26 protein-coding genes, 1 pseudogene and 1 riboswitch are annotated in these 26,466 nt (G+C 67.2%); of the genes and pseudogenes, 15 read left to right on the top strand and 12 right to left on the bottom strand.

All coding sequences use genetic code 11. From position 1 onward, the window contains the following. Nucleotide 1 precedes the first annotated feature (1 nt). From hpaH to QF050_RS05520, 4 genes are all read left to right on the top strand, one after another. Nucleotides 2-787, top strand: coding sequence for a 2-oxo-hept-4-ene-1,7-dioate hydratase (gene hpaH, locus QF050_RS05535; protein ID WP_308929522.1), 786 nt, complete (start codon nucleotides 2-4; stop codon nucleotides 785-787). After that, on the top strand, nucleotides 772-1,593 hold the full coding sequence (locus tag QF050_RS05530) for an HpcH/HpaI aldolase/citrate lyase family protein (RefSeq protein ID WP_308929521.1): 822 nt from the start codon (nucleotides 772-774) through the stop codon (nucleotides 1,591-1,593). Before hpaH ends, QF050_RS05530 begins: the two co-directional genes overlap by 16 nt. 23 nt (nucleotides 1,594-1,616) lie before the next feature. Continuing rightward, nucleotides 1,617-3,122 (top strand): NAD-dependent succinate-semialdehyde dehydrogenase, encoded by a 1,506-nt coding sequence (locus QF050_RS05525; RefSeq protein ID WP_308929520.1) that lies wholly within the window; start codon nucleotides 1,617-1,619, stop codon nucleotides 3,120-3,122. 752 nt (nucleotides 3,123-3,874) lie between these two features. Beyond that, on the top strand, nucleotides 3,875-5,284 hold the full coding sequence (locus tag QF050_RS05520) for an aldehyde dehydrogenase family protein (protein ID WP_308932109.1): 1,410 nt from the start codon (nucleotides 3,875-3,877) through the stop codon (nucleotides 5,282-5,284). A 59-nt stretch (nucleotides 5,285-5,343) separates the two neighbouring features. On the opposite strand, the gene QF050_RS05515 is transcribed toward QF050_RS05520, so the two are convergent. The 6 genes from QF050_RS05515 to QF050_RS05490 all read right to left on the bottom strand — a co-directional run bounded on the left by QF050_RS05515 (nucleotide 5,344) and on the right by QF050_RS05490 (nucleotide 10,695). Further along, nucleotides 5,344-5,730: a hypothetical protein gene (locus tag QF050_RS05515; protein WP_308932108.1), complete on the bottom strand. Its 387-nt coding sequence runs from the start codon at nucleotides 5,728-5,730 to the stop codon at nucleotides 5,344-5,346. 182 nt (nucleotides 5,731-5,912) lie between these two features. Next, entirely contained in the window at nucleotides 5,913-6,338 is a 426-nt protein-coding gene (locus tag QF050_RS05510; RefSeq protein WP_308929519.1) for a heat shock protein transcriptional repressor HspR, read from the bottom strand. 15 nt (nucleotides 6,339-6,353) lie between these two features. Further along, nucleotides 6,354-7,325 (bottom strand): DnaJ C-terminal domain-containing protein, encoded by a 972-nt coding sequence (locus QF050_RS05505; RefSeq protein WP_308929518.1) that lies wholly within the window; start codon nucleotides 7,323-7,325, stop codon nucleotides 6,354-6,356. A 304-nt stretch (nucleotides 7,326-7,629) separates the two neighbouring features. Next, nucleotides 7,630-8,322: a nucleotide exchange factor GrpE gene (locus QF050_RS05500; protein WP_308929517.1), complete on the bottom strand. Its 693-nt coding sequence runs from the start codon at nucleotides 8,320-8,322 to the stop codon at nucleotides 7,630-7,632. A gap of 2 nt (nucleotides 8,323-8,324) precedes the next feature. Then, on the bottom strand, nucleotides 8,325-10,196 hold the full coding sequence (gene dnaK, locus QF050_RS05495; RefSeq protein WP_308929516.1) for a molecular chaperone DnaK: 1,872 nt from the start codon (nucleotides 10,194-10,196) through the stop codon (nucleotides 8,325-8,327). A gap of 175 nt (nucleotides 10,197-10,371) precedes the next feature. Then, entirely contained in the window at nucleotides 10,372-10,695 is a 324-nt protein-coding gene (locus tag QF050_RS05490) for a transcriptional regulator (RefSeq protein ID WP_308929515.1), read from the bottom strand. A gap of 44 nt (nucleotides 10,696-10,739) precedes the next feature. Between QF050_RS05490 and QF050_RS05485 the strand changes: the two are divergent. Beyond that, nucleotides 10,740-11,351, top strand: a pseudogene (locus QF050_RS05485) (MFS transporter); the annotation flags it as partial. A 43-nt stretch (nucleotides 11,352-11,394) separates the two neighbouring features. Next, on the top strand, nucleotides 11,395-12,096 hold the full coding sequence (locus QF050_RS05480; protein WP_308929514.1) for a hypothetical protein: 702 nt from the start codon (nucleotides 11,395-11,397) through the stop codon (nucleotides 12,094-12,096). A gap of 70 nt (nucleotides 12,097-12,166) precedes the next feature. Here the strand turns inward: QF050_RS05480 and QF050_RS05475 are convergent, their stop codons facing one another. Together QF050_RS05475 and QF050_RS05470 are read right to left on the bottom strand one after the other, a co-directional pair. Next, the gene (locus QF050_RS05475; RefSeq protein WP_308929513.1) at nucleotides 12,167-12,370 is read right to left on the bottom strand and encodes a hypothetical protein; all 204 of its coding nucleotides are present in this window, start codon (nucleotides 12,368-12,370) and stop codon (nucleotides 12,167-12,169) included. Nucleotides 12,371-12,564: 194 nt separating this feature from the next. Further along, nucleotides 12,565-13,320 carry a WHG domain-containing protein gene (locus QF050_RS05470; protein ID WP_308929512.1) on the bottom strand — a complete coding sequence of 252 codons (756 nt, stop codon included), beginning with the start codon at nucleotides 13,318-13,320 and terminating at the stop codon, nucleotides 12,565-12,567. Nucleotides 13,321-13,450: 130 nt separating this feature from the next. On the opposite strand from QF050_RS05470, the gene QF050_RS05465 reads away from it, so the two are divergent. Further along, nucleotides 13,451-14,392, top strand: coding sequence for an NAD-dependent epimerase/dehydratase family protein (locus QF050_RS05465; protein WP_308929511.1), 942 nt, complete (start codon nucleotides 13,451-13,453; stop codon nucleotides 14,390-14,392). A 3-nt stretch (nucleotides 14,393-14,395) separates the two neighbouring features. Here QF050_RS05465 and QF050_RS05460 read toward each other — a convergent pair whose 3' ends face one another. Beyond that, nucleotides 14,396-16,594: an efflux RND transporter permease subunit gene (locus QF050_RS05460; protein WP_308929510.1), complete on the bottom strand. Its 2,199-nt coding sequence runs from the start codon at nucleotides 16,592-16,594 to the stop codon at nucleotides 14,396-14,398. A 221-nt stretch (nucleotides 16,595-16,815) separates the two neighbouring features. Here QF050_RS05460 and QF050_RS05455 point away from each other — a divergent pair, with 221 nt between their 5' ends. The 5 genes from QF050_RS05455 to pabB all read left to right on the top strand — a co-directional run bounded on the left by QF050_RS05455 (nucleotide 16,816) and on the right by pabB (nucleotide 21,678). Next, nucleotides 16,816-17,352, top strand: coding sequence for a MarR family winged helix-turn-helix transcriptional regulator (locus QF050_RS05455; protein ID WP_308929509.1), 537 nt, complete (start codon nucleotides 16,816-16,818; stop codon nucleotides 17,350-17,352). Between the two features lie 70 nt (nucleotides 17,353-17,422). Then, nucleotides 17,423-18,241 carry a methyltransferase domain-containing protein gene (locus QF050_RS05450; protein ID WP_308929508.1) on the top strand — a complete coding sequence of 273 codons (819 nt, stop codon included), beginning with the start codon at nucleotides 17,423-17,425 and terminating at the stop codon, nucleotides 18,239-18,241. Between the two features lie 40 nt (nucleotides 18,242-18,281). Continuing rightward, entirely contained in the window at nucleotides 18,282-18,905 is a 624-nt protein-coding gene (locus QF050_RS05445) for a LysE family transporter (protein ID WP_308929507.1), read from the top strand. 132 nt (nucleotides 18,906-19,037) lie between these two features. Next, the gene (locus QF050_RS05440; RefSeq protein WP_308929506.1) at nucleotides 19,038-19,577 is read left to right on the top strand and encodes a low molecular weight protein-tyrosine-phosphatase; all 540 of its coding nucleotides are present in this window, start codon (nucleotides 19,038-19,040) and stop codon (nucleotides 19,575-19,577) included. Between the two features lie 19 nt (nucleotides 19,578-19,596). Further along, entirely contained in the window at nucleotides 19,597-21,678 is a 2,082-nt protein-coding gene (pabB, locus tag QF050_RS05435; protein ID WP_308929505.1) for an aminodeoxychorismate synthase component I, read from the top strand. 18 nt (nucleotides 21,679-21,696) lie between these two features. Here the strand turns inward: pabB and cls are convergent, their stop codons facing one another. Further along, on the bottom strand, nucleotides 21,697-23,172 hold the full coding sequence (gene cls, locus QF050_RS05430) for a cardiolipin synthase (protein ID WP_374121502.1): 1,476 nt from the start codon (nucleotides 23,170-23,172) through the stop codon (nucleotides 21,697-21,699). A 94-nt stretch (nucleotides 23,173-23,266) separates the two neighbouring features. On the opposite strand from cls, the gene QF050_RS05425 reads away from it, so the two are divergent. Further along, nucleotides 23,267-24,196 carry an aminodeoxychorismate lyase gene (locus QF050_RS05425; protein ID WP_308929504.1) on the top strand — a complete coding sequence of 310 codons (930 nt, stop codon included), beginning with the start codon at nucleotides 23,267-23,269 and terminating at the stop codon, nucleotides 24,194-24,196. A 59-nt stretch (nucleotides 24,197-24,255) separates the two neighbouring features. After that, a complete protein-coding gene (locus QF050_RS05420; protein WP_308929503.1) occupies nucleotides 24,256-24,720 on the top strand; it encodes a pyridoxamine 5'-phosphate oxidase family protein in 465 nt (154 codons plus the stop codon). Between the two features lie 22 nt (nucleotides 24,721-24,742). Here the strand turns inward: QF050_RS05420 and QF050_RS05415 are convergent, their stop codons facing one another. After that, the gene (locus tag QF050_RS05415; protein WP_308929502.1) at nucleotides 24,743-25,447 is read right to left on the bottom strand and encodes a TetR/AcrR family transcriptional regulator C-terminal domain-containing protein; all 705 of its coding nucleotides are present in this window, start codon (nucleotides 25,445-25,447) and stop codon (nucleotides 24,743-24,745) included. Between the two features lie 222 nt (nucleotides 25,448-25,669). On the opposite strand from QF050_RS05415, the gene QF050_RS05410 reads away from it, so the two are divergent. After that, nucleotides 25,670-25,924: a hypothetical protein gene (locus QF050_RS05410; protein ID WP_308929501.1), complete on the top strand. Its 255-nt coding sequence runs from the start codon at nucleotides 25,670-25,672 to the stop codon at nucleotides 25,922-25,924. A 121-nt stretch (nucleotides 25,925-26,045) separates the two neighbouring features. Here QF050_RS05410 and QF050_RS05405 read toward each other — a convergent pair whose 3' ends face one another. Further along, nucleotides 26,046-26,183, bottom strand: a complete 138-nt coding sequence (locus QF050_RS05405; protein WP_308932228.1) for an OpgC domain-containing protein — start codon at nucleotides 26,181-26,183, stop codon at nucleotides 26,046-26,048. Between the two features lie 168 nt (nucleotides 26,184-26,351). Beyond that, a riboswitch (SAM riboswitch) is annotated at nucleotides 26,352-26,466 on the top strand.

The raw sequence follows: 26,466 nt of genomic DNA, 5'->3' as shown, positions 1-26,466 counted from the left end.
CATGCTGGAGCCGAAGACGATTGAGGCGATCGCGGACGAGCTGGTGGAAGCCGGCCGGACCCGCACCCCTGTTCCCCGCCTGACCGCCCGCTACCCGGACATGACGGTGGAGGATTCCTACGCCGTGCAGCAGTTGTGGCGGCGCCGCAACGAGGAAGCAGGCCGCACCCTGGTGGGCCGCAAAATCGGCCTCACGTCCAAGGCCATGCAGGCCGCCACCGGCATCACCGAACCGGACTACGGCGCCATCTTCGATGACATGGTGCTGGAGACCGGCTGCTCGGTCGAATGGGACCAGTACACCCACCCGAGGGTCGAGGTGGAGCTTGCGTTCGTCCTCAAGGACGGACTGAAGGGCCCAGGCGTGACCATCTTCGACGTGCTGAGGGCCACCGACTACGTGGTGCCGGCCCTCGAGATCCTGGACTCCAGGATCGAGATGGAGGGCCGGACCATCGTGGACACCATCTCGGACAACGCAGCAATGGGCGCCATGGTGATCGGCGGGAACCCGGTGAATCCGGATGCGGTCGACCTGCGCTGGGTCTCCGCCATCCTGTACAAGAACCAGACCGTGGAGGAGACCGGCGTGGCCGCCGGCGTCCTGGACCACCCGGCCAACGGAGTCCACTGGCTGGCCAATAAGATCGCCGCCCACGGTGACGCCCTGAAGGCCGGGGACATCATCCTGGCAGGCTCGTTCACCCGCCCCATGTGGGTGTACAAGGGCGACACCGTGCACGCAGACTACGGCCCCCTGGGGAGTGTGACATGCCGCTTCGAATAGAGGACACCTTCCGCGACGCCCTGGCCGGGCAAAAGCAAAAGGGTAAGGCAGGCCGCCCGCTGGCGGGAATGTGGGTCTGCTCCGGCAGCCCGCTGATCGCCGAGCTCTGCGCCGGTGCCGGCCTGGACTGGCTGTTGGTGGACGCCGAGCACAGCCCCAACGGGCTCGAGTCCATCCTGGCGCAGCTGCAGGCCATCCACGGCTACCCGGTCCACACCCTGGTCCGGCCGCCGGTGAACGACACGGTGGTGATCAAGCAGTACCTGGACCTCGGTGTCCAGAACCTGCTGATCCCCATGGTGAACTCGGTGACAGAAGCCGAAGCCGCGGTGGCGGCCACCCGCTACCCGCCCCACGGAGTCCGCGGGGTAGGCTCCGCCCTGGCCCGCGCCGCCCGCTGGAATCGAATCCCGGACTACCTTGCCCGCGCCAGCGAGACCATCAGCATCACCGTCCAGATCGAATCCACCGCCGCCGTCGACGCCGTGGAGGACATCCTCAGCGTCGATGGCGTGGACGCGATCTTCGTGGGCCCGTCCGACCTCGCAGCGTCCATCGGCCTGCTGGGACAGCAGGAACACCCCGAGGTACGCGCCGCCGTCGAACACTGCCTGTCCGCCGCCAAAGCGGCCGGCAGGCCCGCCGGCGTCAACGCCTTCAACCCCGACACCGCCCAGCACTACCTGGAGTTTGGCGCGGACTTCATCCTGGTGGGCGCCGACGTCGCCCTCCTGGCCCGCGGCTCCGAAGCCCTCGCCGCGAAGTACATTCCCCAAGCCGGCGGCGGCAATCCCGCCAGCTACTGACCCTCGCTTTTAAGGACTTCTCCATGACAGTTACTACTGTGCTGCCCCCTGCCGTCTCGCCGGAGCGCGAGGCGTCCCTGCTGGCGTCCGTGCCCACCGGCCTGCTGATCAACGGCGAATGGCGGGACGCGTCCGACGGCGGCACGTTCGACGTGCACGATCCCGCCACCGGGGAGGTTCTCGCCACCCTCGCCTCCGCCACCAGCGCGGACGCTATCGCGGCGTTGGACGCCGCCGATGCCGTGCAGGCGTCCTGGGCCCGGACCGCGCCCAGGGTGCGGGCGGAAATCCTGCGCCGGGCCTTTGACCTGGTCACCGAACGGGCCGAGGACTTCGCCCTGCTAATGACCCTGGAAATGGGCAAACCCTTGGCCGAAGCCCGCGGCGAAGTCACCTACGGGGCGGAGTTCCTGCGCTGGTTCGCCGAGGAAACCGTCCGCGACTACGGCCGCTACCTCACCACCCCCGAGGGCAAGAACAAGATCCTGGTCCAGCACAAACCGGTCGGGCCCTGCCTGCTGATCACCCCCTGGAACTTCCCGCTGGCCATGGCCACCCGCAAGGTAGCCCCGGCCGTCGCCGCCGGCTGCACCATGGTCCTGAAACCCGCCAAACTCACCCCGCTCACCGCCCAGTACTTCGCCCAGACCATGCTGGACGCCGGCCTGCCCGCCGGGGTGCTCAACGTCGTCGCCTCCTCCTCCGCCTCCGGGATTTCCGGGCCACTGCTGAAGGACTCCCGCCTCCGGAAGGTCTCCTTCACCGGCTCCACCCCCGTGGGCAAACGCCTCATGGCCGACGCCGCCCACAACGTCCTGCGGACCTCGATGGAGCTCGGCGGAAACGCCCCGTTCATCGTGTTCGAGGACGCCGACCTCGATGCCGCCGTAGAGGGAGCCATGGCCGCGAAGATGCGGAACATGGGCGAAGCCTGCACCGCCGCCAACCGCTTCCTGGTCCACGACTCCGTCGCCGCCGAATTCACCGCCAAGTTCGCCGCCGCCATGGGCACCCTGGCCACCGGCCGCGGCACCGACCCAAACACAAAGGTCGGCCCGCTCATCGACGGAGGCGCGCGCGATGACGTGCACGCTTTGGTGGCTGCCGCCGTCGACGCCGGGGCAGTGGCCGTCACCGGCGGCGCCCCCGTGGACGGGCCCGGCTACTTCTACCAGCCCACCGTCCTGGCCAACGTCCCCAACAACGCCGCGATCCTGGGCCAGGAAATCTTTGGCCCCGTCGCCCCGGTCACCACCTTCGCTACCGAAGAAGACGCCATCCGGCTCGCCAACAACACCGAATACGGGCTCGCCTCCTACCTCTACAGCAAGGATTTCAACCGCCTCCTCCGGGTAGCAGAACAAATCGAGTTCGGCATGGTCGGGTTCAACGCCGGCGTCATCTCCAACGCCGCAGCACCCTTCGGCGGCGTCAAACAATCAGGCCTCGGCCGCGAAGGCGGAACCGAAGGCATCGCCGAATACACCACCACCCAATACATCGGCATCGCAGACCCCTACGCCGGCTGACATACGGGCCGCACTGGCCCAGCTTTTAGGCAGCGGGACCCCGGCAACACCGGGGGTCCCGCAGCCTTTGACCCCTAAAACCGGGCGGCCAGTGCGGCACCGCGTCGACCAGCGTCTGCCTCCACCCCTGGTCGAATTGGGTGGCAGGTGCTTTTTCCATGTGGGTCAGCCGCCGCAGGTGCAGCTGATCTCAATCTCCCCCGCCCGGGGCCACCGGAAGTGTCACGTATGTGCCCTGGACCTTGCTGCCGTTTGCCGGCAGGGCTCCAGGCAGCGAGACATAGCTGCCCTTCGGCTGCGGCGGCACCTCCTGTCCGGCTGGCAAGGTGACGTAGCTGCCCCCTCGGGAGATATCGGTAGCTGCTGTTGCGGGTACTTCAGTGCCCTCGGCCTCGAAAGTCGTGATGTTCTCCTGCTTGCGTAGGGTGACGACGGCGCACAATACCCAACACCTCTGCCACGGGGGCGCAGTAAGAGCCCTGGTATCCGCTGCTGGGTGCCTGGTGGGGTCGTTTGCCTGTATCCGGGGAGGAGTTACCCGGCGGTTCTTGAGGCTTCGCCGGCCTGAGGTCGATTCTACGGCTTAATCTGACTAGTTCACAATAAGATGGCACGATTTTTTGCGCCGTTCACTCCACGTCAAGGGTCCTGCGCCCAAACACAAGAGCTGAGACCGGGCTGTCACCCACACTGGGGAGTAACCCGCTACGCCGCCCGGCTGGCGACCTTGACTACTCGAAGTGGAGTACCCCTTGGAAACCTACGATGCGCTCCTGGCGTCCATTGCCCCCGCTGCCGGCACCGGCCGTATCATCTTTGACCCGGCCACCGGCGAGGCCGTGGGCGAGGCCCCGATCCATGACGTCGACTACCTGGAACGCGCAGTGGCGGCGGCCGTCGCCGCGCAGCCGGCCTGGGCTGCCCTGGGCCACGATGCCCGGTCCGCCGTGCTCCTGAAGGCAGCCGACGCCGTCGAACGCTCCGCCGAAGAACTCGCCCGGCTGCTCTCCCGCGAGCAGGGCAAGCCGCTGAACGGACCCAACGCCCGGTTCGAGGTAGGCGCCTGCGTGGCCTGGCTGCGCGCCACCGCCAGCCTGCCGCTGGAGCCGGAAACCATCGTGGACGACGGCGAGACCCGCGCCGAGCTGAATTACCGGCCCATCGGCGTGGTCGGCGCGATCGGCCCCTGGAACTGGCCCATGATGATCACCGTCTGGCAGCTCGCTCCCGCCCTGCGCATGGGAAACACCGTAGTGGTGAAGCCCTCCGAATACACGCCGCTTTCCGTCCTTGCCCTGGTCAAGGTCATCAACGAGGAACTTCCGGAAGGCCTCCTGGCCGTGGTCTCCGGCGGCCGCGACGTCGGCGCCCGGCTGGCCGAACACCCGGCGATCGGCAAGGTGATGTTCACTGGTTCCACCGCCACCGGCAGCGCGATCATCAAGTCCTCCGCGGACACCGTCAAGCGGCTCACCCTGGAACTCGGCGGCAACGACGCCGGCATCGTCCTGCCCGACGCAGATCCCAAGGCCATCGCCCAGGACATCTTCTGGGGCGCCTTCATCAACACCGGCCAGACCTGCGCGGCCCTCAAGCGGCTGTACGTCCACGACGACATCTACGACGCCGTCTGCGAGGAGCTCACCGCCGTCGCCGAGGCCATGCCGATGGGCAACGGCCTGGACGAGAACAACGTGCTGGGCCCGCTGCAGAACAAGGCACAGTACGACGTCGTCGCCAACCTCGTGGAGGCGGCGAGGGCTTCCGGGGCACGCGTCCTGCTGGGCGGGAACCCTGACACCAGCCAGCCGGGCTACTTCTACCCCACCACCCTGGTGGCGGACATCGACAACGACAACCCGCTGGTAGCCGAGGAACAGTTCGGACCCGCCCTGCCCATCATCCGCTACAGCACCATCGACGAAGCAGTGGAAAAGGCGAACGGGCTCGACGTCGGCCTCGGCGCCTCGGTCTGGTCACGGGACCTGGCCGCCGCCCGCGAGGTGGCGGCGCGGATCCAGGCCGGCACCGTCTGGATCAACCGGCACGGCGCCGTGGACCCCCGTATCCCGTTCGGCGGAGCCAAGAAGTCTGGCTACGGCGTCGAATTCGGCGTCGAAGGCCTCAAGGCCCTGGGCGTCCCCCAGGTCATCAACGGCTGATGTTGACGCGGGAGCCCGGCACGCAGATTGCCAGCGCCGGGCTCCCGAGGTTTGCGGCGCTAGGCCATGGCCGGGGCGGCGGCGGTCCGGCCGGCGAACTGCCGGCGGGCCCAGCGGGCGAGCTTCTTGCCCTTGCCCTTCCACCAGTTGTCTTCGTCCGGGTTGTGGTGGAACCGGAAGACAATGGCTACCAGGACGAACATGCCCATCACCACGTCCACCCAGGACGACATCACCAGGGCCACGAAGACCGTCAGGGCATTGGCGACGATGGACGGGATGGCCAAGGTCCGGAACACGGTGCTTGCCACATAGCGGCGGTGCGACCTCGGGACGGACAGTTCACGGACCATGTCGAAGCAGACGCAGACCACCACGATGGTCTGCCCCAGGGCCAAGAGAATCTGGCCCGGCATTGAGCCGCTGAACGCAGCGACGGACTCCATTCCCGGGCTCATGGCCGGGCCTTGCGGTTGACGCCTTTGCTGAATACACCAAACACGGAAAACCCCCAGAAACTTGCGGAACCACCGCCGCTGATCCGGCGATGGTTCCATTCAAGGTTCGGGGGGCTCTTGGGTCACGAGTAGTGGGTACTCTAGTTTTCGCTGGAGCCCGTCGGCTGTACTTACTTGCCGATGGCGCGCGGCCGCCACAGCATAACAGCCTGCGACCGCGGCCGGGGCCGCTGCCCGCGGGAGAGGCTCACAACATCGCCTGCGGCACCGGCCGCGAAGATGCGCGAATCCACGGCCCGCGGCCGGCGCGCCAGTTCCTCGGTAAGTTCCGAGATCCGGCTCTGGAGGGCGGCCACCTGGTTTTCAAGTTCCAGGATGCGCTTGATTCCCTCCAGCGACACGCCTTCCTGGGAAAGCCGCTGCACTTCCCGCAGCATGTTGACATCGCGCTGCGAGTAGCGCCGGGACTTCCCGGGGGCACGGCTGGGCTTGACGATGCCAAGCCGGTCGTACTGCCGCAGCGTCTGCGGGTGCATGTCTGCAAGCTCGGCCGCCACGGAGATCACGAAGATCGGCTGGTCAGCACTGATGTCCACGGCTCACCTCCGCTCCTAGAGCCGGGCCTTGGCTGCCAGGCCCTCACGGACGTCCGCCGACGACGTCGCCTCGGCGAACGCCTTGACCGCAGCTTCGGCGTCCTTGTTGAGATTCTTGGGAACCGCGACGTCGATGGTCACCAGCAGGTCACCAGTTGCCTTGGACGTCTTCACGCCTTTGCCCTTCACCCGCAGGGTGCGGCCCGACGGTGTGCCGGCCGGCACGCGGACCTTCACCGTGTCGCCGTCAATGGTGGGAACTTCGATGTCAGCGCCCAGGGCGGCCTCGGGGAAAGTGACGGGGACGTGGATGCGCAGGTTGTCGCCGTCGCGCGTGTAGAACGGGTGCGGCTGCACCGCGACGGACACCACCAGGTCCCCGTTGCCGGCGGCACCCGGCTGGCCCTTGCCGCGGACGCGGACCTTCTGGCCGTCCTTGATGCCGGCCGGGACCCGGACGTCGATCACCTCGCCGCTTGGCTCGCGCAGGCCGATGGTGGTACCGCGGATGGAACCGGCGAACGAAATGCTCGTGGACGCGGTGCGGTCGGCGCCCTTCTGCGGCGTGCGCTGGAAGCCGGGGGAACCACCGAAGCCGCCGAAGAGGTCCGCGAACTCGGGCGGGATACCGCCTGCGGACGGGTTGAACCCGCCCGAGTGCCGCCCCGTGTTGCCCGTGAACAGGCCACCGAACATGTCCTCGAACCCGCCGTTGGTGGCACCGGCGCCACCAGGGGCAAAGCGCGCCCCGCTGCCCATGGCCCGGATGGCGTCATACTGCTGGCGCTCGTCGGGGTCCGAAAGCACAGAATAGGCCTCGGAGATGTCCTTGAACTTCTTCTCGGAAGCAGCGTTCCCGGCATTCGTATCAGGGTGGTGCTGCCGCGCAAGCTTCCGGTAGGCCTTCTTGATATCGGCTTCGGAAGCGTCCTTGGCAACACCAAGGATCTTGTAAAAGTCCTTGTCCACCCAATCCTGGCTAGCCAATGGCGTTTCCTTTCTTGTACAAACCTACGTGCCCGGCTGGGCAACGCTCCGCTGGGTAGGGGGCCGTGCCCGCTTCGCGGTGCCCGCCACGCCGCGGCCCCCTACCCAGCTGCGCTTCGCTAGCTCCCACCTTAGGTGAGACAACCGCTGAGCGACGGACGGATAAGGGGGCCCGGGAGTGGCATCGGGCCTGCCGGAGCGTGGCGGCTTAGGTCCGTAGGACCAAGCCGCCACGCGTAGGGGCGGGGCCCCCTTATCCGTTCGGCGCGGTCCCAGCGAGGGCGTAGCGCCGGAAGTACCCCGACTAAGCCGGGACGGCCACAATCACTTGCGCGGCGCGGAGGACGCGGTCTCCTGATTTGTAGCCTGAGCGGAGGACCTGGCTGACGGTGTCAACCTCGATGTCTTCGCCGGGCTGCTGGATCAGGGCTTCGTGGATCGTGGGATCGAACTCCACGCCGGTCTCGTTGATCCGGACCAGGCCGTAGGTCTTCAGCGCGTTCTCCAACTTGGTGGCGATCGCGGCGAAGGGACCGTCGGTCAGGTCGCCGTGCTGCCGTGCGGCGTCAACGTCGTCCAGGACCGGGAGCAGGGAGTTCAGGACGCCAATGACGGCCATTTCCCCTGCCACGGCGCGGTCGCGTTCGACCCGCTTGCGGTAGTTGACGTACTCGGCCTGGAGGCGGAGCAGGTCGTTGCGCAGTTCGGCTGCCTCGGCGTTGCCGGCTGATGCCGGAGCCCCCTGGGCCACGGATTCCTCTGCCGGCACGTCCACGCCGTTGAGGATTTCCTCTGCCTGGGCCAGCGCGTCGCCGTCGGAATCCGCAGCTCCCTGCCGGGGCCCTGCCCCGGAGGCGTGGCCGCCTTCGGGGTGCCGGGCCTGCCCGGTCACCGGGTCAACCTTGCGGTTGTCCCGGATGACCGGCTCGCCGTTGCCCTGCTTGGCGTCATGGTTCGCGGATGAGTTGTGCTCTTCCTCGTTACCGTGGTGCGGCATGGCTACTTCTTCGCTTCGTCTTCGTCGATGATCTCGGCGTCGACGATGTCCTCATCGGCGTTGCTGCCTGCTGAGGCTCCGGCGGCACCCTCAGCGCCGGGAGCACCGGCGCCGTCCGGCGACCCGGCCTGCGAGTAGATGGCTTCGCCCAGCTTGGTCTGTGAGGCCTGCAGCTTCTCGAACGCGGCCTTCACGGCGGCGTCGTCGGTGCCCTCGAGGGCCTTCTTGAGGCTGTCGACGTCGCCCTGGACCTCGGTCTTGACCTCTTCGGGCAGCTTGTCCGCGTTGTCGGCGATCAGCTTGTCCACGGAGTACGCGAGCTGCTCGGCGGTGTTGCGGGTGTCGGTTGCCTCGCGGCGGGCCTTGTCCTCGGCTGCGTGCTCCTCGGCGTCCTTGACCATGCGGTCGATGTCTTCCTTGGAGAGGCTGGAACCGCCGGTGATGGTCATGGACTGTTCCTTGCCGGTGCCCTTGTCCTTCGCCGAGACGTGCACGATGCCGTTGGCGTCGATGTCGAAGGTGACCTCAACCTGGGGAACGCCGCGCGGAGCCGGCGCGATGCCGGTCAGTTCGAACGTGCCCAGCGGTTTGTTGTCGCGGGTGAACTCGCGCTCGCCCTGGAAGACCTGGATGGCCACGGACGGCTGGTTGTCGTCTGCGGTGGTGAAGGTCTCGGACCGCTTGGTGGGGATGGCGGTGTTGCGCTCGATCAAGTGCGTCATGACGCCACCCTTGGTTTCGATGCCGAGGGACAGCGGGGTGACGTCGATCAGGAGGACGTCCTTGCGCTCACCCTTCAGCACACCGGCCTGCAGGGCTGCACCCACGGCGACGACCTCATCCGGGTTGACGCCCTTGTTGGGTTCCTTGCCGCCGGCCAGTTCCTTGACCAGCTCGGAGACGGCGGGCATACGGGTGGAGCCACCGACCAGCACGATGTGGTTGATGTCCGAAAGCTTGATGCCGGCTTCCTTGATGACGTCGTGGAATGGTTTCTTGGTGCGCTCCAGCAGGTCCTTGGTGAGGTCCTGGAACTTGGCGCGGGTCAGCTGCTCGTCCAGGTGGACCGGGCCGTCGGGGGTGACGGAGAGGTACTGGAGGGAGACGTTGGTGCTGGAGGAGGAGGAGAGTTCCTTCTTGGCCTGCTCGGCTGCCTCGCGGAGGCGCTGGAGGGCGATCTTGTCCTTGGAGAGGTCGATGCCCTTGACCTTGAGCTGGTTCAGCAGGTAGTCGACGACGCGCTGGTCCCAGTCGTCGCCGCCCAGGCGGTTGTCACCGGCGGTGGCGCGGACCTGGATGGTGGAGAAGTTGTCTTCGTCCTTGCCGACTTCCAGCAGGGAGACGTCGAAGGTACCGCCGCCGAGGTCGAAGACCAGGATGAGTTCGTCTTCCTTGCCCTTGTCCAGGCCGTAGGCGAGGGCTGCGGCGGTGGGCTCGTTGACGATGCGCAGGACGTTCAGGCCGGCGATCTCGCCGGCTTCCTTGGTGGCCTGGCGCTCGGCGTCGTTGAAGTAGGCCGGGACGGTGATGACGGCGTCGGTGACCTTTTCACCCAGGTAGGACTCGGCGTCGTTCTTCAGCTTCATGAGGATACGCGCAGAGATTTCCTGCGGGGTGTACTTCTTGTCGTCGATCGCGACGGTCCAGTCGGTGCCCATGTGGCGCTTGACGGAGGCGATGGTGCGGTCGATGTTGTTGACGGCCTGGCGCTTGGCGATTTCGCCGACCAGGACTTCGCCGGACTTGGAGAATGCAACGACGGACGGCGTGGTGCGGCCACCCTCGGCGTTGGCAATAACGGTGGGCTCGCCACCTTCGAGAACGGAGACGACGGAGTTGGTGGTTCCGAGGTCGATACCTACTGCACGTGACATGTGTTGCTTCCTTCTTTCCTTGGAAACTGGCTGGCGCCCAATGATTGAGCGTTCTGGGCTCAACTTTACTCAGGGCTCAACAGATGTCAACCGAAGTTGAGCGAAGTACGCTCAACTTTGCTCACGGCGTACAAAGAGGGCGCACGACGGCGGCCGGCGCCACAGTGCGCCGGCGTCAGTCCGTACCCGGCGCGTCCAGCACTGCCGCGAGGAGTCCGGGGAACCGCGCATCCAGGTCCTCCGTGCGCAAGGTCAGGCGGCGGCCGCGCCCATTGGCCTCGTTGCGGATCACGCCGGCCTCGCGGAGCACCTTCATCAGATGGGACTTGGTGGACTTGGGCATGTCCGGGTTACTCAGCGCGCACTCGGCCATATCAAGGGGGCCGGCACGCAGCTGGCGCGCGATCTCCAGCCGGTCGGGGTCACTCAGGGCAAAAAGCACGCTGGGCAAATGGAGGTCCGCGCGTTCGGGATGGGGAAGGTTCGCCGGTGTAGCCACAGTTCGACTTTAGTTGAACCAATGCCGCCACTGCCAGTAGGCTGATGTTTCGATTATTTTCGAACCACCCCCACCTACGCAGAAGGCGGCTCATTTTGACGCACTCCCCCGCAGTCCGGCCCCAAGAGGCCCGCCGGCGGCTGGGCTTTGTCCTGATCGCGGCTGCAACGGCAGCGATGATGGCCGGAGCCAGCGCGCCGTCGCCCTTCTACCCCACCCTCCAGGAGCAGCTGCACCTGCTGCCCGTGGCAACCACCGGGATCTTTGCCGTTTACGCCGTGGCATTGCTGGCAGCCCTGCTGGTCTTCGGCTCCATTTCGGACCATCTGGGCCGCAGGCCGGTGATCAGCGCAGCCTTCATCCTGCTCGCATGCAGCGTCACGGCCTTCCTGGTGGCCGATTCACTGGCCATGCTCCTGGTGGCCCGCGTACTGCAGGGCATCGCCAGCGGCATCCTGCTGACCACGCTCTCCGCAACCATCGCGGACCTGGAAGCCGAGGACCACCCCGGCTCCAGTGCCGCCTGGAACACCGTGGCGCCGCTGGGCGGCCTGGCACTGGGCGCCCTGATGTCCGGGCTGCTGCTGGATCTGCTGGCGGAGCCGCGCACCCTGGTCTTCGTTTCGCTGACCGTCCTGTACGCGGTGTTCGCGGCGCTGGTGTGGGCCGCCCCCCGAAACCTCGCCCCGGACCCCCGGGGTGACGGCCTCGCTCAAGCCCCACCTGACCCTGCCGCCCGCCGCCCGCCGCGGATTCATCTCCGGCGCCCCGGCCGTGTTTGCCGGCTGGGCCACGGGCGGGCTGTACCTCTCGCTCGGCGCCGCGATCGTCCACACCACGTTCGGCATCAAGGAGCACCTGTGGCAAGGCATGGTGATCACCATCCTGGCCGGCACCGGCGCCGCCACAGCTGCCTGCCTGCACAGGTTCGGCGCCCGCACCATCACCATCTTCGGCACCACGGCTTTGGCCCTGGGGACCGCGCTGTCCCTGCTGGCCATCGGACTGGACTCGTTCGGCCTGTTCCTGGCTGCCGTAGTGGTGGCCGGCGCCGGCTTTGGCACGGCGTTCATGGGCGTGATCCGGTCCATCAGCCCGCTGGTGGAGGACCACGAACGTGCCGGTACGTTCGCCTCGCTCTTCGTGGTGGCCTACACGGCGTTCGGCGTTCCGGCGGTGCTGGCCGGCCTGCTGGCCCCCATGCTGTCCCTCCCGGTCACCACCTACGCGTATGGCGGCCTGGTGACGGTCCTGGCCGCCGTCGCTGCGATCAGCCGCGCCCGCAGCAAGGATGCCGAACCGGCAGCGGACGTCACAGTGGCGCCCACGGACGCCGGACCGCACGCGGACACCACGGAAGGCATCGCCGCGGGCGCAGTTCCGGAATCCGCCCGCCGCTAGGCATGCCTGCCCGGGAATGTCGACGGCGGCCCGTCACGCAGCTGCGCGGGAAACGGGCCGGCAGGGGTGCTTACCGGTCGGAGTCCGGACGCCCGTGCAACGGACCACGCTCTTCCGCGGTCGATTGGACCTGGCCGTCGGTCAGGCCCTCGCGGATGGCGTCTTCCGTGCGCGCGCCTCCGGTGGTTCCGGCGTCGCCGTAGTTGCCTTCCTCGTATTCGCCGTCCGATTCCGGTTCCGGCTCGTTGATGGTGCCCGCGGTTCCGTAGTCCACCGTCCACGTACTGGCCGCCTTCACCCTCCAGGCCAGGGGCGCTGCTGCCCTTGCGGGTTTCCTCCACTTCAACTTCAGGGTTCTCAGTCATGGTGCATCTCTCCTTCGAGACTCCGCGTCCGGGCGGGCGCACTGGCAGTCTACCGACGCCGCACGGCTGCCAACAGGGCTATACGCACCCCCTCGCAGGACGCCTATGCCTGCAGCCCCGCGACACCGGCAAGGACGGCAAGGTTGTGGTCGAAAAGTTCGGCCGGAACACTGAAGGTGTCGGGCCCGTATTGCCTGAAGGCCTCAAAGCTGACGGCACCAAACACTGCGCTCCACACCAGGAGCCCCCGGGCCACGAGTTCCTCGGGGACGGTGAGTCCGAACTGCTTTCGGATGGCCGCCAGGTCGGCCTGGAGCGCGGCCGGGATCCCGGCCCGCGCCCCGCCCTCCACGGCCAGCCGTCCCGCCCGGAAGGCAGACTCCAGAATGCCGATCAGTGCGATTATCACGCGGGTGCCGGGGCCGGTGGTCCGTTCGGCGGGGGCGTTGTAGCCGGGCACCGGGCTGCCGAAGAGGAGCGCGTAGCTGGCAGGCTCCCGCAGCGCCCACGTCCGGACGGCTCGGCCCCAGGCCATGAAGCGGCCGGCATGGTCATCGCCTGGAACGGCCTCGATGGCGGCGTCCACCTCGTCCCCCAGCTCGTTGAAGGCATCAATCAGCAGCAGCGTCAGTAGCTCATCCCGGCTTTCCACATAGCGGTACACCGCCGAGGACACCACCCCCAGGTCCCTGGCCACTGCCCTGAGGGAGAGTGCCGCGGCCCCATGCAGGGCCAGGTGGCGCCGTCCCAGCCGGACGATGTCGGCCACGGTCTGCGTCCGGGCCCGCTGCCTGGGCGTCAGGGCCCGGGCGGAAGCCGCCGGGGTGGCCGTTGCGTCCGTTTTCTCTGTGTCCGTCACAAGCTCCAGCATGCCACAACCGAGAGCGGTGGCATCAAATGAGAGCAGTGCTCTTGACAAGACCGACGCACTCAGCTCATGCTGTTACCGAGAGCACCGCTCTCGCAATGAATTTTCCCAGGAGGAACACATGCGCAAGAACTATGTCGTCACCGGTGCGGGGCCGGTGGGCTGGACGGTTGCCGAACAGCTCGCGGCCGATGGACACCACGTCCGTGTGGTCACCCGGTCCGGCAGCGGGCCCGAACATCCGCTGATCGAGCTGATCAAGGGAGACGCAAAGGATCCGGAAATGCTCCGGAGCGTCGTTGCCGGCGTGGATGCCGTCTTCCACTGCATCCACGGCTCGTCCTACAGCGCTGCAGCCTGGGAGGCCGAACTGCCTGCAGCTGAGCAGGCGGTGTTGAACGCGGCGCATGAGGCGGGCACCGTCGTCGTCTTTCCGGAAAGCCTGTACTCCTACAGCGAGCCGGACCGCGTGATGACCGAGGACGCCCCGCGCCGGGCAACCGGCGGCAAACGCGGCGTGCGCACCCAGTTGCTCCAGGCGTTGCTCCAGGCCAGGCAGGCGTCGGCAGCGTCCACCGTCAGCGTGGTGGCCGGCGATTTCTTTGGCCCGCGGGTCCGGATGGCGCACGGCGGCGAGCGCATCGTGGTCCCCGTACTTGCCGGCCGGAATGTCAGCGTGGTGGGGAGCGCGGGCCGGCCGCACTCCTTTACCTATGTCCCGGACCTCGCCGCCGCGATGATCGCCGCGGCCGCCAGTCCCGCTGCCTGGAATTCGGTATGGCACGCTCCCACCGGACCGGCATTGACACAGCGGGAGCTTGTCCAGGCCTTCGCCCAGGCTGCCGGTGTGCGGGCACCCAAGGTCCGCGTCCTGCCTGGCTGGGCCCTGCGGGCGGCGGGGTTCTTTTCCACGGACATGCGGGAGTTGGCGGAGACGCGCTACCAGTTCGAGCACCCGTTCGTGATGGATTCGGCGCGCTCGGAAGCCGCCCTCGGCATCCGGCCCACTCCCCTGGACGCGGCTGCCGCCGCCACCGTGGACTGGTGGCGGCGGCAGGGTTGAGCGTCAGCGGGTGGGGACCTCCGTGCGGGGCTCGACGCCGGGCTCCCGGGACCGGGTGCCCGGCCCTGCCTGGGCGCGGGCCAGTTTGCCGGGCCACCAGATCTTCGGGCCGATATCGTAGGCGAGCGCCGGTACCAGCAGCGAGCGCACCAGCACGGTGTCCAGCAGCACGCCGAACGCCACGATGAAGGCCAGCTGCACCAGGAACATGATGGGGATGACGCCAAGGGCGGCAAACGTGGCGGCCAGCACCACGCCCGCGGAGGTGATCACGCCCCCGGTCACGCCCAGGCCCCGCAGGATCCCGGGCCTGGTGCCGTGCTTGAGCGATTCTTCCCGGACCCGGCTCATCAGGAAGATGTTGTAGTCCACGCCCAGGGCCACCAGGAACACGAAGCCGAACAGCGGGACAGTGGCATCCGCTCCGGGGAATCCGAAGATGTTGTTGAAGACGAACGCGGACACACCGAGCGCGGCGGCGTAGGACAGCACCACGGAGAGCACCAGCAGGACCGGGGCCACGATGGAGCGCAGCAGCAGCATCAGGATGAAGAGGATCACCACCAGGACCACGGGAATGATGACCACGAGGTCGTGCTGGGCGGTGGTGTTGGTGTCCAGGGCCGTGGCGGTGACGCCGCCCACCAGCGCACCGGGATCAACCGCTTTGACCTCGCTGCGGAGGGCCTTGATGGTTTCCTCGGCCTGCAGGGAATCCGCCGCGTCGTTCAGTGTGGCGTTGATGAGGACCTTCCCGTCCCTCACGTCCGGGGTGCCGGGAGCTCCGGGGGCTCCGGTGATGGGCACGCTGCCCGGGGCCAGGAGATAAGCCTCGCCCACGCCGTCGTTCGCTTTGACCCGGTCCAGTACTTCGGCGGCCTTGGCCTGGTCCGCAACCACGACGGCGGGGCTGCCGCTGCCGGCGTCGAAGTGGCGCGCCAGCGCGTCCTGGCCGTCAACGGCGTTGGAGGCTGTGAGGATGACGTCCGTTTGCGGCACGCCGTTGGCTTTGAGCTGCAGCAGGCCGCCGGCGGCCACCAGGAGCAGGAGGACGGAAGCCACCCATACAGTCCTGGGCCGGCGTGACACCAGGGACCCGGTGGCGCGCCACAGGCCCTTTTGCCCTTCCAGCCCGGTGACCAGTTCGGGTTCGCGCTGGTCGGCGGGGACCAGTTTGGGGCGGAAGGGCCAGAACGCGGCCCGGCCCAGGAGCGCCATCAGTGCGGGCAGCAGGGTCAGCGCGGCGAACAGGGCGCACAGGATGCCGGCGGCGGCAACCGGGCCGAGGGCCTTGTTGGAGTTGAGGTCCGAGAAGAGCAGGCACAGCAGGGCGATGATCACGGTGGCGCCGGAGGCCAGGATGGGCTCGAAAGAGGCCTTCCAGGCGGTCAGGACTGCGGCGGTCCGGTTGGTGGTGTGGGCGAGCGCTTCCCGGAAGCGGGCCACGAAGAGCAGGGCGTAGTCCGTGGCCGCGCCGATCACCAGGATGGAGAGGATGCCCTGGCTTTGGCCGTTGAGCTGGATCCAGCCGGCTTTGGCCATGCCGAAGACCAGGAGGATGGCCGCGCAGAGGGCAAAGACGGAGGTCAGCAGCACCATGACGGGCAGCAGCAGGGACCGGTAGACGATCAGCAGGATCACGAAGACGGCGGACAGGGCCACGAGCAGCAGGATGCCGTCGATGCCGCCGAACGCGGCGGTAAGGTCGGCGGCCAGCCCTGCGGGTCCAGTCACGAACGTTTGCGTTCCCGCCGGTGCTGCTGTGGATACCGTGTCCCGGAGTTCCTTGACGGCGTCCTTGACCTCGGTGGAGGAACCGATGGGGACAACGAACTGGACGGCCTTGGCGTCCTTGGACGGGATCGGGCCGATCACGGTGCTGCCCAGCTTGAGGCCTTCGAGGCTGGTCTTGAGCGTGGCCAGCTCTCCCAGCTCTGCGGGGGTGAAGGCGGCCGTGTTTTCGATGACGATGATGCCGGGGACCTCGTCCGAGTCCCGGAACTTTGCCTGCCAGTCCTGCGCCTCGGTCGCTTCGGCGCTGGCGGGCAGGAAGGATGCCTGGTCATTGCTGGAGACCTCGTCCAGGCGGCCGAACGTGGGGCCGCCCACCCCGGCGAGTCCCAGCCAGGCCACGACCAGGACGAGGGGGATGAGCCACCGCAGCCAGAACGGGACACGCTCTGCGACTTTTGTTCGTTTCATGATGCCTTCCATCAGGGGTGCCGTGGGTAGTATTGATTCCATCATAGATTATCTCCATGATAGAGATAAGTGCCAGTCAAGCTTTTTTTGAGTGCGCCGCCAGTAGGTCCGGACCGTACGTAAGGGCCGAGGCTCAGGCGGCTGAAGTAATATCCGTCAGTACGGTCGGGCAGAAAAGGCCCGGCAGGAACGCGATCGTTAACGGCGGAAGGGAGGTGGGCATGGCTGGACAGAGTGCCCCCGGGTCCCCAGCCTTCCCCCAGGCCGGACCCGAATTCGGCCCGCCGAACCCCCTGCTTCGGCTTCTGCAGGAGTTCACCATCGAGGCGAACCGGTACGTGGACGCGGCCGGAGACCGCAAGGACATGCACCGGACGGACATGAATGCCCTGGCGGTGATCATGCGCCACACCGCCAGGGGCGAGGTGGTGACCCCCGGCGTGCTGCGGAAGGAACTGAACCTGAGTTCTCCCGCCACCACGGCACTGATCGACAGGCTGGACAACTCGGGGCACGTGGTCCGCGAACGGCACGCAACGGACCGGCGCCAGGTCCAGCTGAAGATGACGCCCAAGGCCTTCCGGGAAGGCGGCGCCATCTTCGCCCCGCTGGCGCAGCACATGGACGGCGCCATGGCGGGGTTCTCCCCGGCGGAGCTGGAAACGGTGACCCGCTTCATGACCGCGATGATCGAGGCCACCGCCGCGGCCCGGGCCGCCTCCGACGACGAACAACCCAAGGACGGCCAACCCGGATAAGCCCCGGTTTTTGTGGTTTGGCGCCCCGGAGGAGCGGCAACCGCAGCCCGGTTGGGAGTAGCGTTTGGTTATGAGTGCGCAGCAGCCAGAGGAAGACGTCTACACGCACGGCCACCACGAATCGGTGGTCCGCGCCCATGCCGCCAGGACCGCCGAAAATTCCGCGGCGTTCGTCCTCCCGCACCTCACGCCGGGAACAGCGCTGCTCGACGTTGGCTGCGGGCCGGGCAGCATCACCTGCGACTTTGCCGCGCTGGTCAACCCCGGGCACGTCACCGGCTTGGACCGCTCGCCGGACATCATCGCCCAGGCCCAGGCCCTCGCCGTCGAACGCGGCGTTCCCAACGTTGAATTCGTTGCCGGCAACATCTACGACCTTGACTTCGCCGACGAAACGTTCGACCTCGTCCACGCCCACCAGGTGCTCCAGCACCTGACCGACCCCGTGGAGGCCTTGCGTGAGATGCGCCGCGTGGCCAAGCCCGGCGGCATCGTGGCGGTCCGTGATGCGGACTTCCACGGGATGAGCTGGTACCCGGCCATCCCGGAGCTGGACGAGTGGATGGACCTGTACCAGCGGATTGCCCGCCGCAACGGAGCAGAGCCCGACGCCGGGCGCCGGCTGGTCAGCTGGGCCCAGTCCGCGGGGTTCAGCGACGTCGCCCCCAGCAGCAGCAACTGGTTGTACGCCACGGCCCAACAGCGCCGCTGGCAGGCGCGCGTGTGGGGTGAGCGGGTGCTGCACTCAGCCTTCGCCGAGCAGGCACTGGAATACGGATTCGCCAACCCGGCGGACCTGGCCAGGATTTCCGCCGGCTGGCACCGCTGGGGCTCCACCGACGACGGCTGGTTCCTGATCCCCAACGGCGAAGTCATCGCCCGGGCCTAGCGCTGAAGCCGGGGCGTGCTGCCCGCCCTAGGATTGATGAGTGGAATCTTCCCTGTGGCTGGCCCTTGCGGGTGCCGGCGCCCTCATCAGCTTCACCCCGGGTGCCGGGGCCATCAACACCATGAGCAACTCGCTGAACGCGGGGTTCCGCCGGTCCATCTGGGGAATCCTGGGCCAGCAGGCGGCCCTGGTGGTGCACGTGCTGATTGTGGCCCTGGGTGTGGGGGTGCTGGTGGCAAGCTCGCCCGTGGCCTTCAATGTGATCCGCTACGCCGGTGCCGCCTACCTGGTGTACCTGGGCATCCGCCAGTTCCTGAGCAAGCCCACGGCCGCCCGGGAGGAGGCCGCCGCCCTGCGCAATGAGCCGGCGTGGTCCATCTTCCGGCGCGGATTCTGGGTCAACCTGCTGAACCCGAAGGCGATCGTGTTCTTCCTGGCGTTCACTCCGCAGTTCATCCGGCCGGAGCAACCCCTGTTCACGCAATACGCGGTGCTCACCGCCACCATCGTGTTCATCGACATCCTGGTGATGTGGTTCTTTTTCGCCGCAGCCGCCAGGTCCTTCCAGCGCTTCACCAGCACCGAGCGGGGCCAAATCGTCCTCAGCAGGGTCTTCGGTGCGCTCTTCGTGGGCGTTGGCATCCTGCTGGCCCTGATCCACTAGCAGCAAGCGGCCGGCTCAACAGCCACAGGACCCGTACCCATATGACAGCCAGTAATGCATCTTTACAAACCGGTAAAGCATTGTGAACAGGCCGCTAGCCAAGACGGGCAACCAGCGCGCATGCTTAGCCTCATGAACTCAACGTCGAGCCCATACCGTGTTATCACCGTCTGCACCGGCAACATCTGCCGGTCCCCCATGGCTGAGCTCATGCTCGCGGCAGCGCTGGAACGCGAAGGGCTGGACGGGCTGGTGGAGGTGGACTCTGCCGGCACCACCGGGTACGAGGCCGGCAGGCCCATAGATCCCCGGGCCGCCCGCCGGCTTGCCGCCGCACAGTTGGCCTCCGAAAACCATGTCGCCCGGGAATGGGACCCACGCTGGTTCAGCGAGCGGGACCTGATCCTGGCCCTGGACATCGACCACTACGCCTGGCTTACCGAGGCAGCCCCCGGCCGGGATGCCCTCCAAAAGATCCGGATGCTCCGCAGCTTCGATCCCGCCATGGCCGGCCGGGACCGGCTGGACCAGGGCATCGAGGACCCCTGGTACGGCGGCCACGCGGACTTCGACGCCGTCTGGCACCAGATCCACTCCGCCCTCCCCGGGATCGTGGACCACATCAAGGCCGAAGCCCTGCGGAACACTGAACTGCAGCGGCAGGCACACTGAAAACGGTACGCTCTAGTCCATGAGCCCAGCCCCCGTCATCATCGCCATCGACGGGCGCTCCGGCGCAGGGAAGACCACCCTCGGAGTCGAACTCGCGGCCCTGCTCCGCGCCCACCACAAGGTGTCCCTGTTCCACCTCGAGGACATCTACCCGGGCTGGGACGGGCTCGCTGCCGGCGTCGAGCGCTACGTCTCTACCGTGCTCACGCCGCTGAGCCGGGGCGAGGCCGCCACCTGGACCAGCTGGGACTGGGCAAACCATTACGACGGCGACGCCCGGGTAACACTGCCCGCGGAGATCGTCATCGTGGAGGGCGTGGGCGCCGCGTCGGAGGCTGCCCGCCCTTTCCTGAGCGCTGTGATCTGGGCGGAGTCACCGGACGATGTCCGCCGGACCCGCGCCCTTGACCGGGACGGCGACACCTACACACCGTTCTGGGACCAGTGGGCAGCCCAGGAAGAAGAATGGCTGGACCGCGACGACGTCCCCGGCCGGGCAGACCTCCGCGTCAACAACCTCGCCGACGGCTCCGCACCCGTTGACCTGTTGCGGCTCCTCCCGTACCTGCCTGCGCTGGCACCGGTCCTCGCGCCGGAACTCTCTGCCCGCCGCGGCCTCCGCCTGCACGCCGAACGCCTGGACCTGGCACCGGACGCGCCGGCCCTGTTCCATTCCCTGTATGGCAGCTCCCCCAACGCCGTCTGGCTGGACTCCTCCAACCACCGGGACGCAACAGAAGGCCCCGGGCAGGACAGGACCCCCGCCGAACGCAGCCGGTTCAGCATCATGGCGGACGACGCCGGAACGTTCGGGCAGTTTGTCACGCACCGTGCGGGGGTAAGCCTGGTCAGTGCAGGCTCGTCCATGGTGAAGGTTCCAGGCCCCTTCTTCCGCTGGCTCAATACCGTGTGGGGCCGGCGGGCGGTGCGGACTCCCGAGGACTATCCGGGCCAGTTCACCCTGGGCTGGCTGGGCTGCCTGGGTTACGAGCTCAAGCGCGAGACCGGCGGCAGTGACCTTGCCGCGCCCACCCCGGACGCGGCCCTGATCTTCGCCGGCCGCGCCGTGGTGCTGGACCACGCCGAACGCACCGCCTGGCTCCTGGCCCTTGAAGCACCGGACGCCGGCGAGTGGCTGGCCCGGGCGCGGACAGCCGTGCACGCCGCCGCCTCAGGTCCGGCCGGGGCGGTGGGCGCCGCGGCCGCCGGCGGCAGCACCGGCGTCGTACGTCCAGGACCGCCCGCTTTCCGCAGCCGGGATACGGGCGCCCTGTACCGGGCCAAAATCGCCGCCGCGCAGCACGAAATCGCGCAGGGAAACACCTACGAAGTCTGCCTGACCACCACCCTGGAAGCCCGGATCCCGGCGGATACCCTGGATCCCTGGACCACCTACCTGGCGCTGCGCCGCCGCAACCCGGCCCCGTTCGCCAGCTACCTGCGGCTGGGCGGCCTGGCCGTCGCCAGCACCTCGCCCGAGCGGTTCCTGAAAATAGCGTCCGACGGCGGCATGCGCGCCGAACCGATCAAGGGCACCCGCCGCCGGGCTGCTGATCCGCAGGAAGACTCGCAACTGCGTGCGGACCTGGCTGCGTCGCTGAAGGACCGTGCCGAGAACATCATGATCGTTGACCTGCTGCGCAACGACCTCAGCCACTTTGCGGTGCCCGGCTCCGTGACGGTCAGCCGCCTCTGCGCGATCGAGAGCTACGCCACCGTCCACCAGATGGTCAGCACCATTGACGCCCGGCTCCTCCCCGGGGCGCCGCGGGCCGAGGCGGTGGCGGCCTGTTTCCCGGCAGGTTCCATGACCGGCGCCCCCAAGATCAGTACCATGGCCATCCTGGACCGGCTGGAGGCCGGACCCCGCGGACTCTACTCGGGGGCCATCGGGTACTTTTCACTGAACTCGGCGACGGATCTCGCCGTCGCCATCCGCACCCTGGTGATTGACGCCCGGGGTGGCGGAGCGGCGGACCTGACGCTCGGCGTCGGCGGTGCCATCACCTCGGACTCCGTGGCGGAGGAGGAGTACGAGGAGATCCGGACCAAGGCCTTCGGTGTGCTCTCCACCCTGGGGGCGGAGTTCCCGGACGACTGACCCCTGCGGGCCGGCCGGTTACTGCACGGTGGCGGTCAGGCGGGCCACGTTGTCCACATAGCGCGCGGCGAGCGGCCGGTTGAGCCAGTCCGTCAGCCTGAGTTCGTGGGAGATGCCCCGGTACGTATCCTCCACCGCCCGCATCTTGTTCACGATGTCCTCCCCCAGGAGCATCACGGACACCTCAAGGTTCAGCGAGAACGAGCGCATGTCCATGTTGCTGGAGCCCAGGACCGCCACCTCGTCATCAATCGTGAAGTGCTTGGCGTGCAGCACGAACGGGGCCTTGTACAGGTAGATGCGCACGCCGGCTTCGAGGAGGGCCTCGTAATAGGACCGCTGGGCGTGGTGGACCAGGAATTGGTCGCCCTTCTCGGATACGAACAGCTCCACGTCAACGCCGCGCTGGGCTGCGGTGGTGATGGCGTAAAGCAGTGAATCATCGGGGACGAAGTACGGGCTGCAGATGGAGATCCGGTGCTGCGCCGAGTAGATGAGCGTGTTGAAGAGACGCAGGTTGTTTTCCGTGATGAACCCCGGGCCGCTGGGCACCACCTGGGCCGTGACGTGGCCGGGCTCCGGGTTAGCCGGGAGCTGCAGCTGGTGTTCCAGTGATTCGTCGGTCTCGCTGAGCCAGTCGGTGGCGAAGACAACGTTCAGGGTGGTCACGATCGGTCCGCGCAGGCACGCCATCAGCTCCACCCACTCACGGCCGGCCTTGCGGTGGCGGGGGTTGTTGTAGGAGGGCTCGATCAGGTTCTGCGACCCCGTGAACGCGATTTCGCCGTCGACCACCATGATCTTTCGGTGGTTGCGCAGGTCCGGCCGGCGCCACTGTCCGTGGATGGGCAGGAGCGGAAGCATGCGCCTCCACTGGATCTTGCCCGACCTGAGGCGCTTGAGCAGCTTCCGGTAGCCCTTGATGCGCAGCGTACCGATGTGGTCGAACAGGAGCCGCACTTCCACGCCCCGCTCGGCGGCTTCCTCCATGGCGGTGAGCAGGTCATTGGTCACATGGTCCGAGCTCATGATGTAGAACTCGGCATTGACGAATTTCTTCGCCTTCCGCACGGCGTGCGTCATTTCCAGGATGGAGTCCGGGTAGCCGGGGATCAGGTCCACGGAATTACCATCCACCATGGGCAGCGAACCCAGGGTGCGGTTGAGCTCAGCGGCGGATGTGACCCACTCCGGGCCGGGGTAGTCGCTTTCCACGTCCGAGAGTGCGGTGATGCCCGCCCGTACGCGGTCGTTGACCTGTTCCTGCTGGGCACGGCGGCGGCTGGACAGCTGGAAGTTCCCAAACAAAAGGAACAGGACGATGCCTACAAACGGGATGAAGAAAATTCCCAGCAGCCAGGCCATGGCCGTGGTGGGCCGCCGATTGCCGGGGATTATGCCCAGGGCCAGGACCCTGATGACCAGGTCCGCGAAACCCAGGAGCACCACCAGCCACGTCGGCGCGGTGCCGGCAAGCGAAAAAGGCCACAACACGTCTATAACTCCCGGAGAGATTGGGCTCCGGAGGACGGCTTCCGGCCGGTGCACTCTGCCCAGCTTATCCGCGGAGCCGCACTAAGCTGGTGCCATGACCCCTCCAGCCCCAGTGGTTCTTATCTTCCTTGACCCCGCGTTCCCCGACGGCCGGGTGGCCGATGCGTCCAAACCCCAGCTGCTGGTCACGGACCTGGGTGTTACCAGGGGTGATGGCGTCTTTGAAACCATGCTGGCCGTGGGCGGAACAGTGCGGAAAATGCAGGCCCACCTTGACCGGCTGGCAGGCTCAGCCGCAGCACTGGACCTGGACATCCCGGACCAGGACGCGTGGCGGGGCGCCATTGCGGCTGCCGTGGCGCGGCACCGGTCGGAGAACCCGCCGTCGGACGCTGACGCAGACGAACTGGTGGTCAAGCTTGTAGTGACCCGCGGCATCGAAGGCGCCCCCGCCCCCACCGCCTGGGTGCAGGTATCGCCTGCGGGGGCTGTCGGCCGCCGCCAGCGGGAAACCGGCATTGACGTGATCCTCCTGGACCGGGGCTACGACAGCGACGTGGCCGACCGGGCTCCGTGGCTGCTCCTGGGAGCCAAGACGCTGTCCTACGCCGTGAACATGGCGGCCCTCCGGTACGCCCACAAGCAGGGCGCGGATGACGTCATCTTCACCTCATCCGACGGCCGCGTCCTGGAAGGCCCCACCTCCACCGTGCTGCTGGCGCACGTGGAAAAGTCCGACGACGGCACGGCGGTCAAGCGCCTCATCACGCCCCAGCTGGACAGCGGCATCCTGCCCGGAACGTCCCAGGGTGCCCTCTTCGCGGCGGCCAAGGCGGCGGGCTGGGAGCTGGGGTATGGCCCGCTGGAACCCCGGGACCTGCTGGATGCGGATGCGGTCTGGCTTATCTCCAGCGTGCGCCTGCTGGCCCCCGTGAACCGGATCGACGGCAAGGAGATCGGCGCGCCGGCCATCCAAAAGGAACTGACCGCCGAGTTGAGCGGGCTTTTCGCCGGGATCCAGTAGCCGCGCAACAGGGCCACCGGCCCTGTTGCGCTTCGGGCTTCAGCCGTAAGGTGTGGACCATGGACTCGCACAAGCTGCCGATCGAAAACCTCTCCTTTGACGACTGCTGGGAACTCCTCGCCAATGACACCGTGGGCAGGCTGGCCATCGTGGTGGACGAGCATCCCGAAATCTTCCCCGTGAACTACATCGTCCACCTGCGCAGCATCGTCTTCCGCACCGCGCCCGGCTCCAAGCTTTGGGGCGCCAAGATGGAACGCCCGGCCGCGTTGGAGATCGACGGCTACGACCCCGCCACCGAACTGGCGTGGAGCGTGGTGGTGCGCGGCGATACCGAAATCATCGAAGACCAGGCGGTCAAGGACCAGGTGGACGGCCTTGGTCTGGAACCGTGGCAGCCCGGCGAAAAGGCCAACTATGTCCGGCTCAACGCCAAGGCCCTGACCGGCCGCAGGTTCCAGGTGAACCGGCCGGATGTCTGGAACACCCGCGTGCAGGACCGCCGCCGGGCCTCGTTCGAATAATCTTGCGTTTGCCGCTTCCGCGCTAACCGAGCGGTACTGCCGCCTGCCGGGAAAGCTGCGCTTCCAGCCCGGACAGCAGGATGGTAAGCCCCTGGTCGAGTTCGATGGCGCCGTCGTAATCCGACAGCGCCGGCGCCAGCGCCCGCAGCCTGGGAAATTCCTTGGCAGGAAGGCGGTGGAGCCCCAGCCGGAGCAGAACCTCGTTCTCTTCCGGGTCCACCACGAACTCCTGCAGTTCGTTGAGGATGTGGCCGTAGAGGAAGCCGTAGTACACGCGATAAACGTGCAGCGCGTCGGCCGGTTCGAATCCGGCAGCCGCCAGCAGCGTCAGGATCTGTTCCAGCGGCCGCAGCGTGCCCAGCGGGCGCAAACCCAGCGGGGTGGAAAGGGGCCGGGTGACCAGCAGGGGCACAACATTGGGATGCCGCAGCGCCAGCATCCGCAGGTTGTGGGCGATCTTCCGCAACTGCGCCTTCCAGTCCGGGTCCTCCGGCTGGATGGTGAGCTGGCCCAGGACCAGTTCCGTAACCCCGTCCAGCAAGGCGGCCCGGTTTTCCGCGTAGCGGTAGAGGCTCATCGGGTCCCGCCCCAGCTCCTGGCCCAGGCCGCGCATGGTCAGCGCGTCCAGGCCTTCGGCATCCACCATTTCCAGCGCTTTAGCCAGCACGATGTCCCGGCTGAGCCTGGCTTTGGCTTTGCCGGCGCGGGACGGATTGGGGGAGGTCATGGCTTTATCCTTGCTGGGGGCGGCCTCCCGGCTTCTTCCGAGAGGGTTGCCTCATATGTAGTCTACGAGTAAAGTCTACAGCGTAGACAGGCGTTGACGGCGCTAACGACCCCAGTTTTTCCGGGGATCGAATCTATGGACCCGATTGCCACCAGTGCACGGCATCGAGTCCGCTGCTGTAGCCGAACGGCGGCGCCACGCACTTAGCGAAGGGACGCCCTCATGGCACATTCCCAGTTTGATCTCTTTCTCCAAGACGCCACCTACTTCGACCAGACATCCGACTCCACGCTGGAACGCGACCGCTTCTACGGCCTGTACATGAGCTGGTGCTTCATCAATCAGCACCTGCCAGGCACGGAAACAACGTTCTGGGCAGCGATGAAGGACCGGCTGCCGGGAAGCCGCAAGGGCCTGCGCATGAAGGGTGCGGCAGCCGCCGACTACATTGTCGCTTCCTATCCCGAGCTGGTCTAAGACACCGGAACTGCGGGGCCTCCCCCACCGAGCATTCGGCACTTGAGATAAATGCTGTGGCACCGACCGTGCCACGGCATTTTTCATGCCCGGGCACCGCATACCGGGCGTCGCCCGGCCGCTACGTGGGAATGAGCCGGAACAGGAACCTGGTGCGGACCATCACCCACAGCAGCCCCAGCACCACGTGCATGATGAACACGTAAAGCGTTGCCCGGCCAAGCGGGATCAGGAACCAGCCCAGTTCGCATGCTGGCAAACCCCCCGGTACTCCCACTGTGACGGCAGGGCGGCGCCCAGGTAGAAACTTTATCGGTCCGGCCGCCTTGCAGCGTTCCCGTGACGCGCAGCGGCTGCCAGCTCTCAATTACGGAACATGACGACGACGGCCGTGCGGCTTGGCGCGGCAGGTGTTACGTTTTTGGGGAGTAATGAGTACCGGTGTTAAGCCCTGACTGGCCGGTCGGCAACCCTCCTCTCGCGGCGGGGTGCCTCAGGTGAATACTCGGCATATCGACCGATTCGAGCTGCAAGCGTGAAAG

The sequence above is a fragment of the Arthrobacter sp. SLBN-112 genome, assembly GCF_030944625.1.
GTDB lineage: Bacteria > Actinomycetota > Actinomycetes > Actinomycetales > Micrococcaceae > Arthrobacter.
The sequence above is the reverse complement of the archived record's forward strand: the minus strand, read 5'-3'. Positions and strand labels throughout refer to the sequence as shown.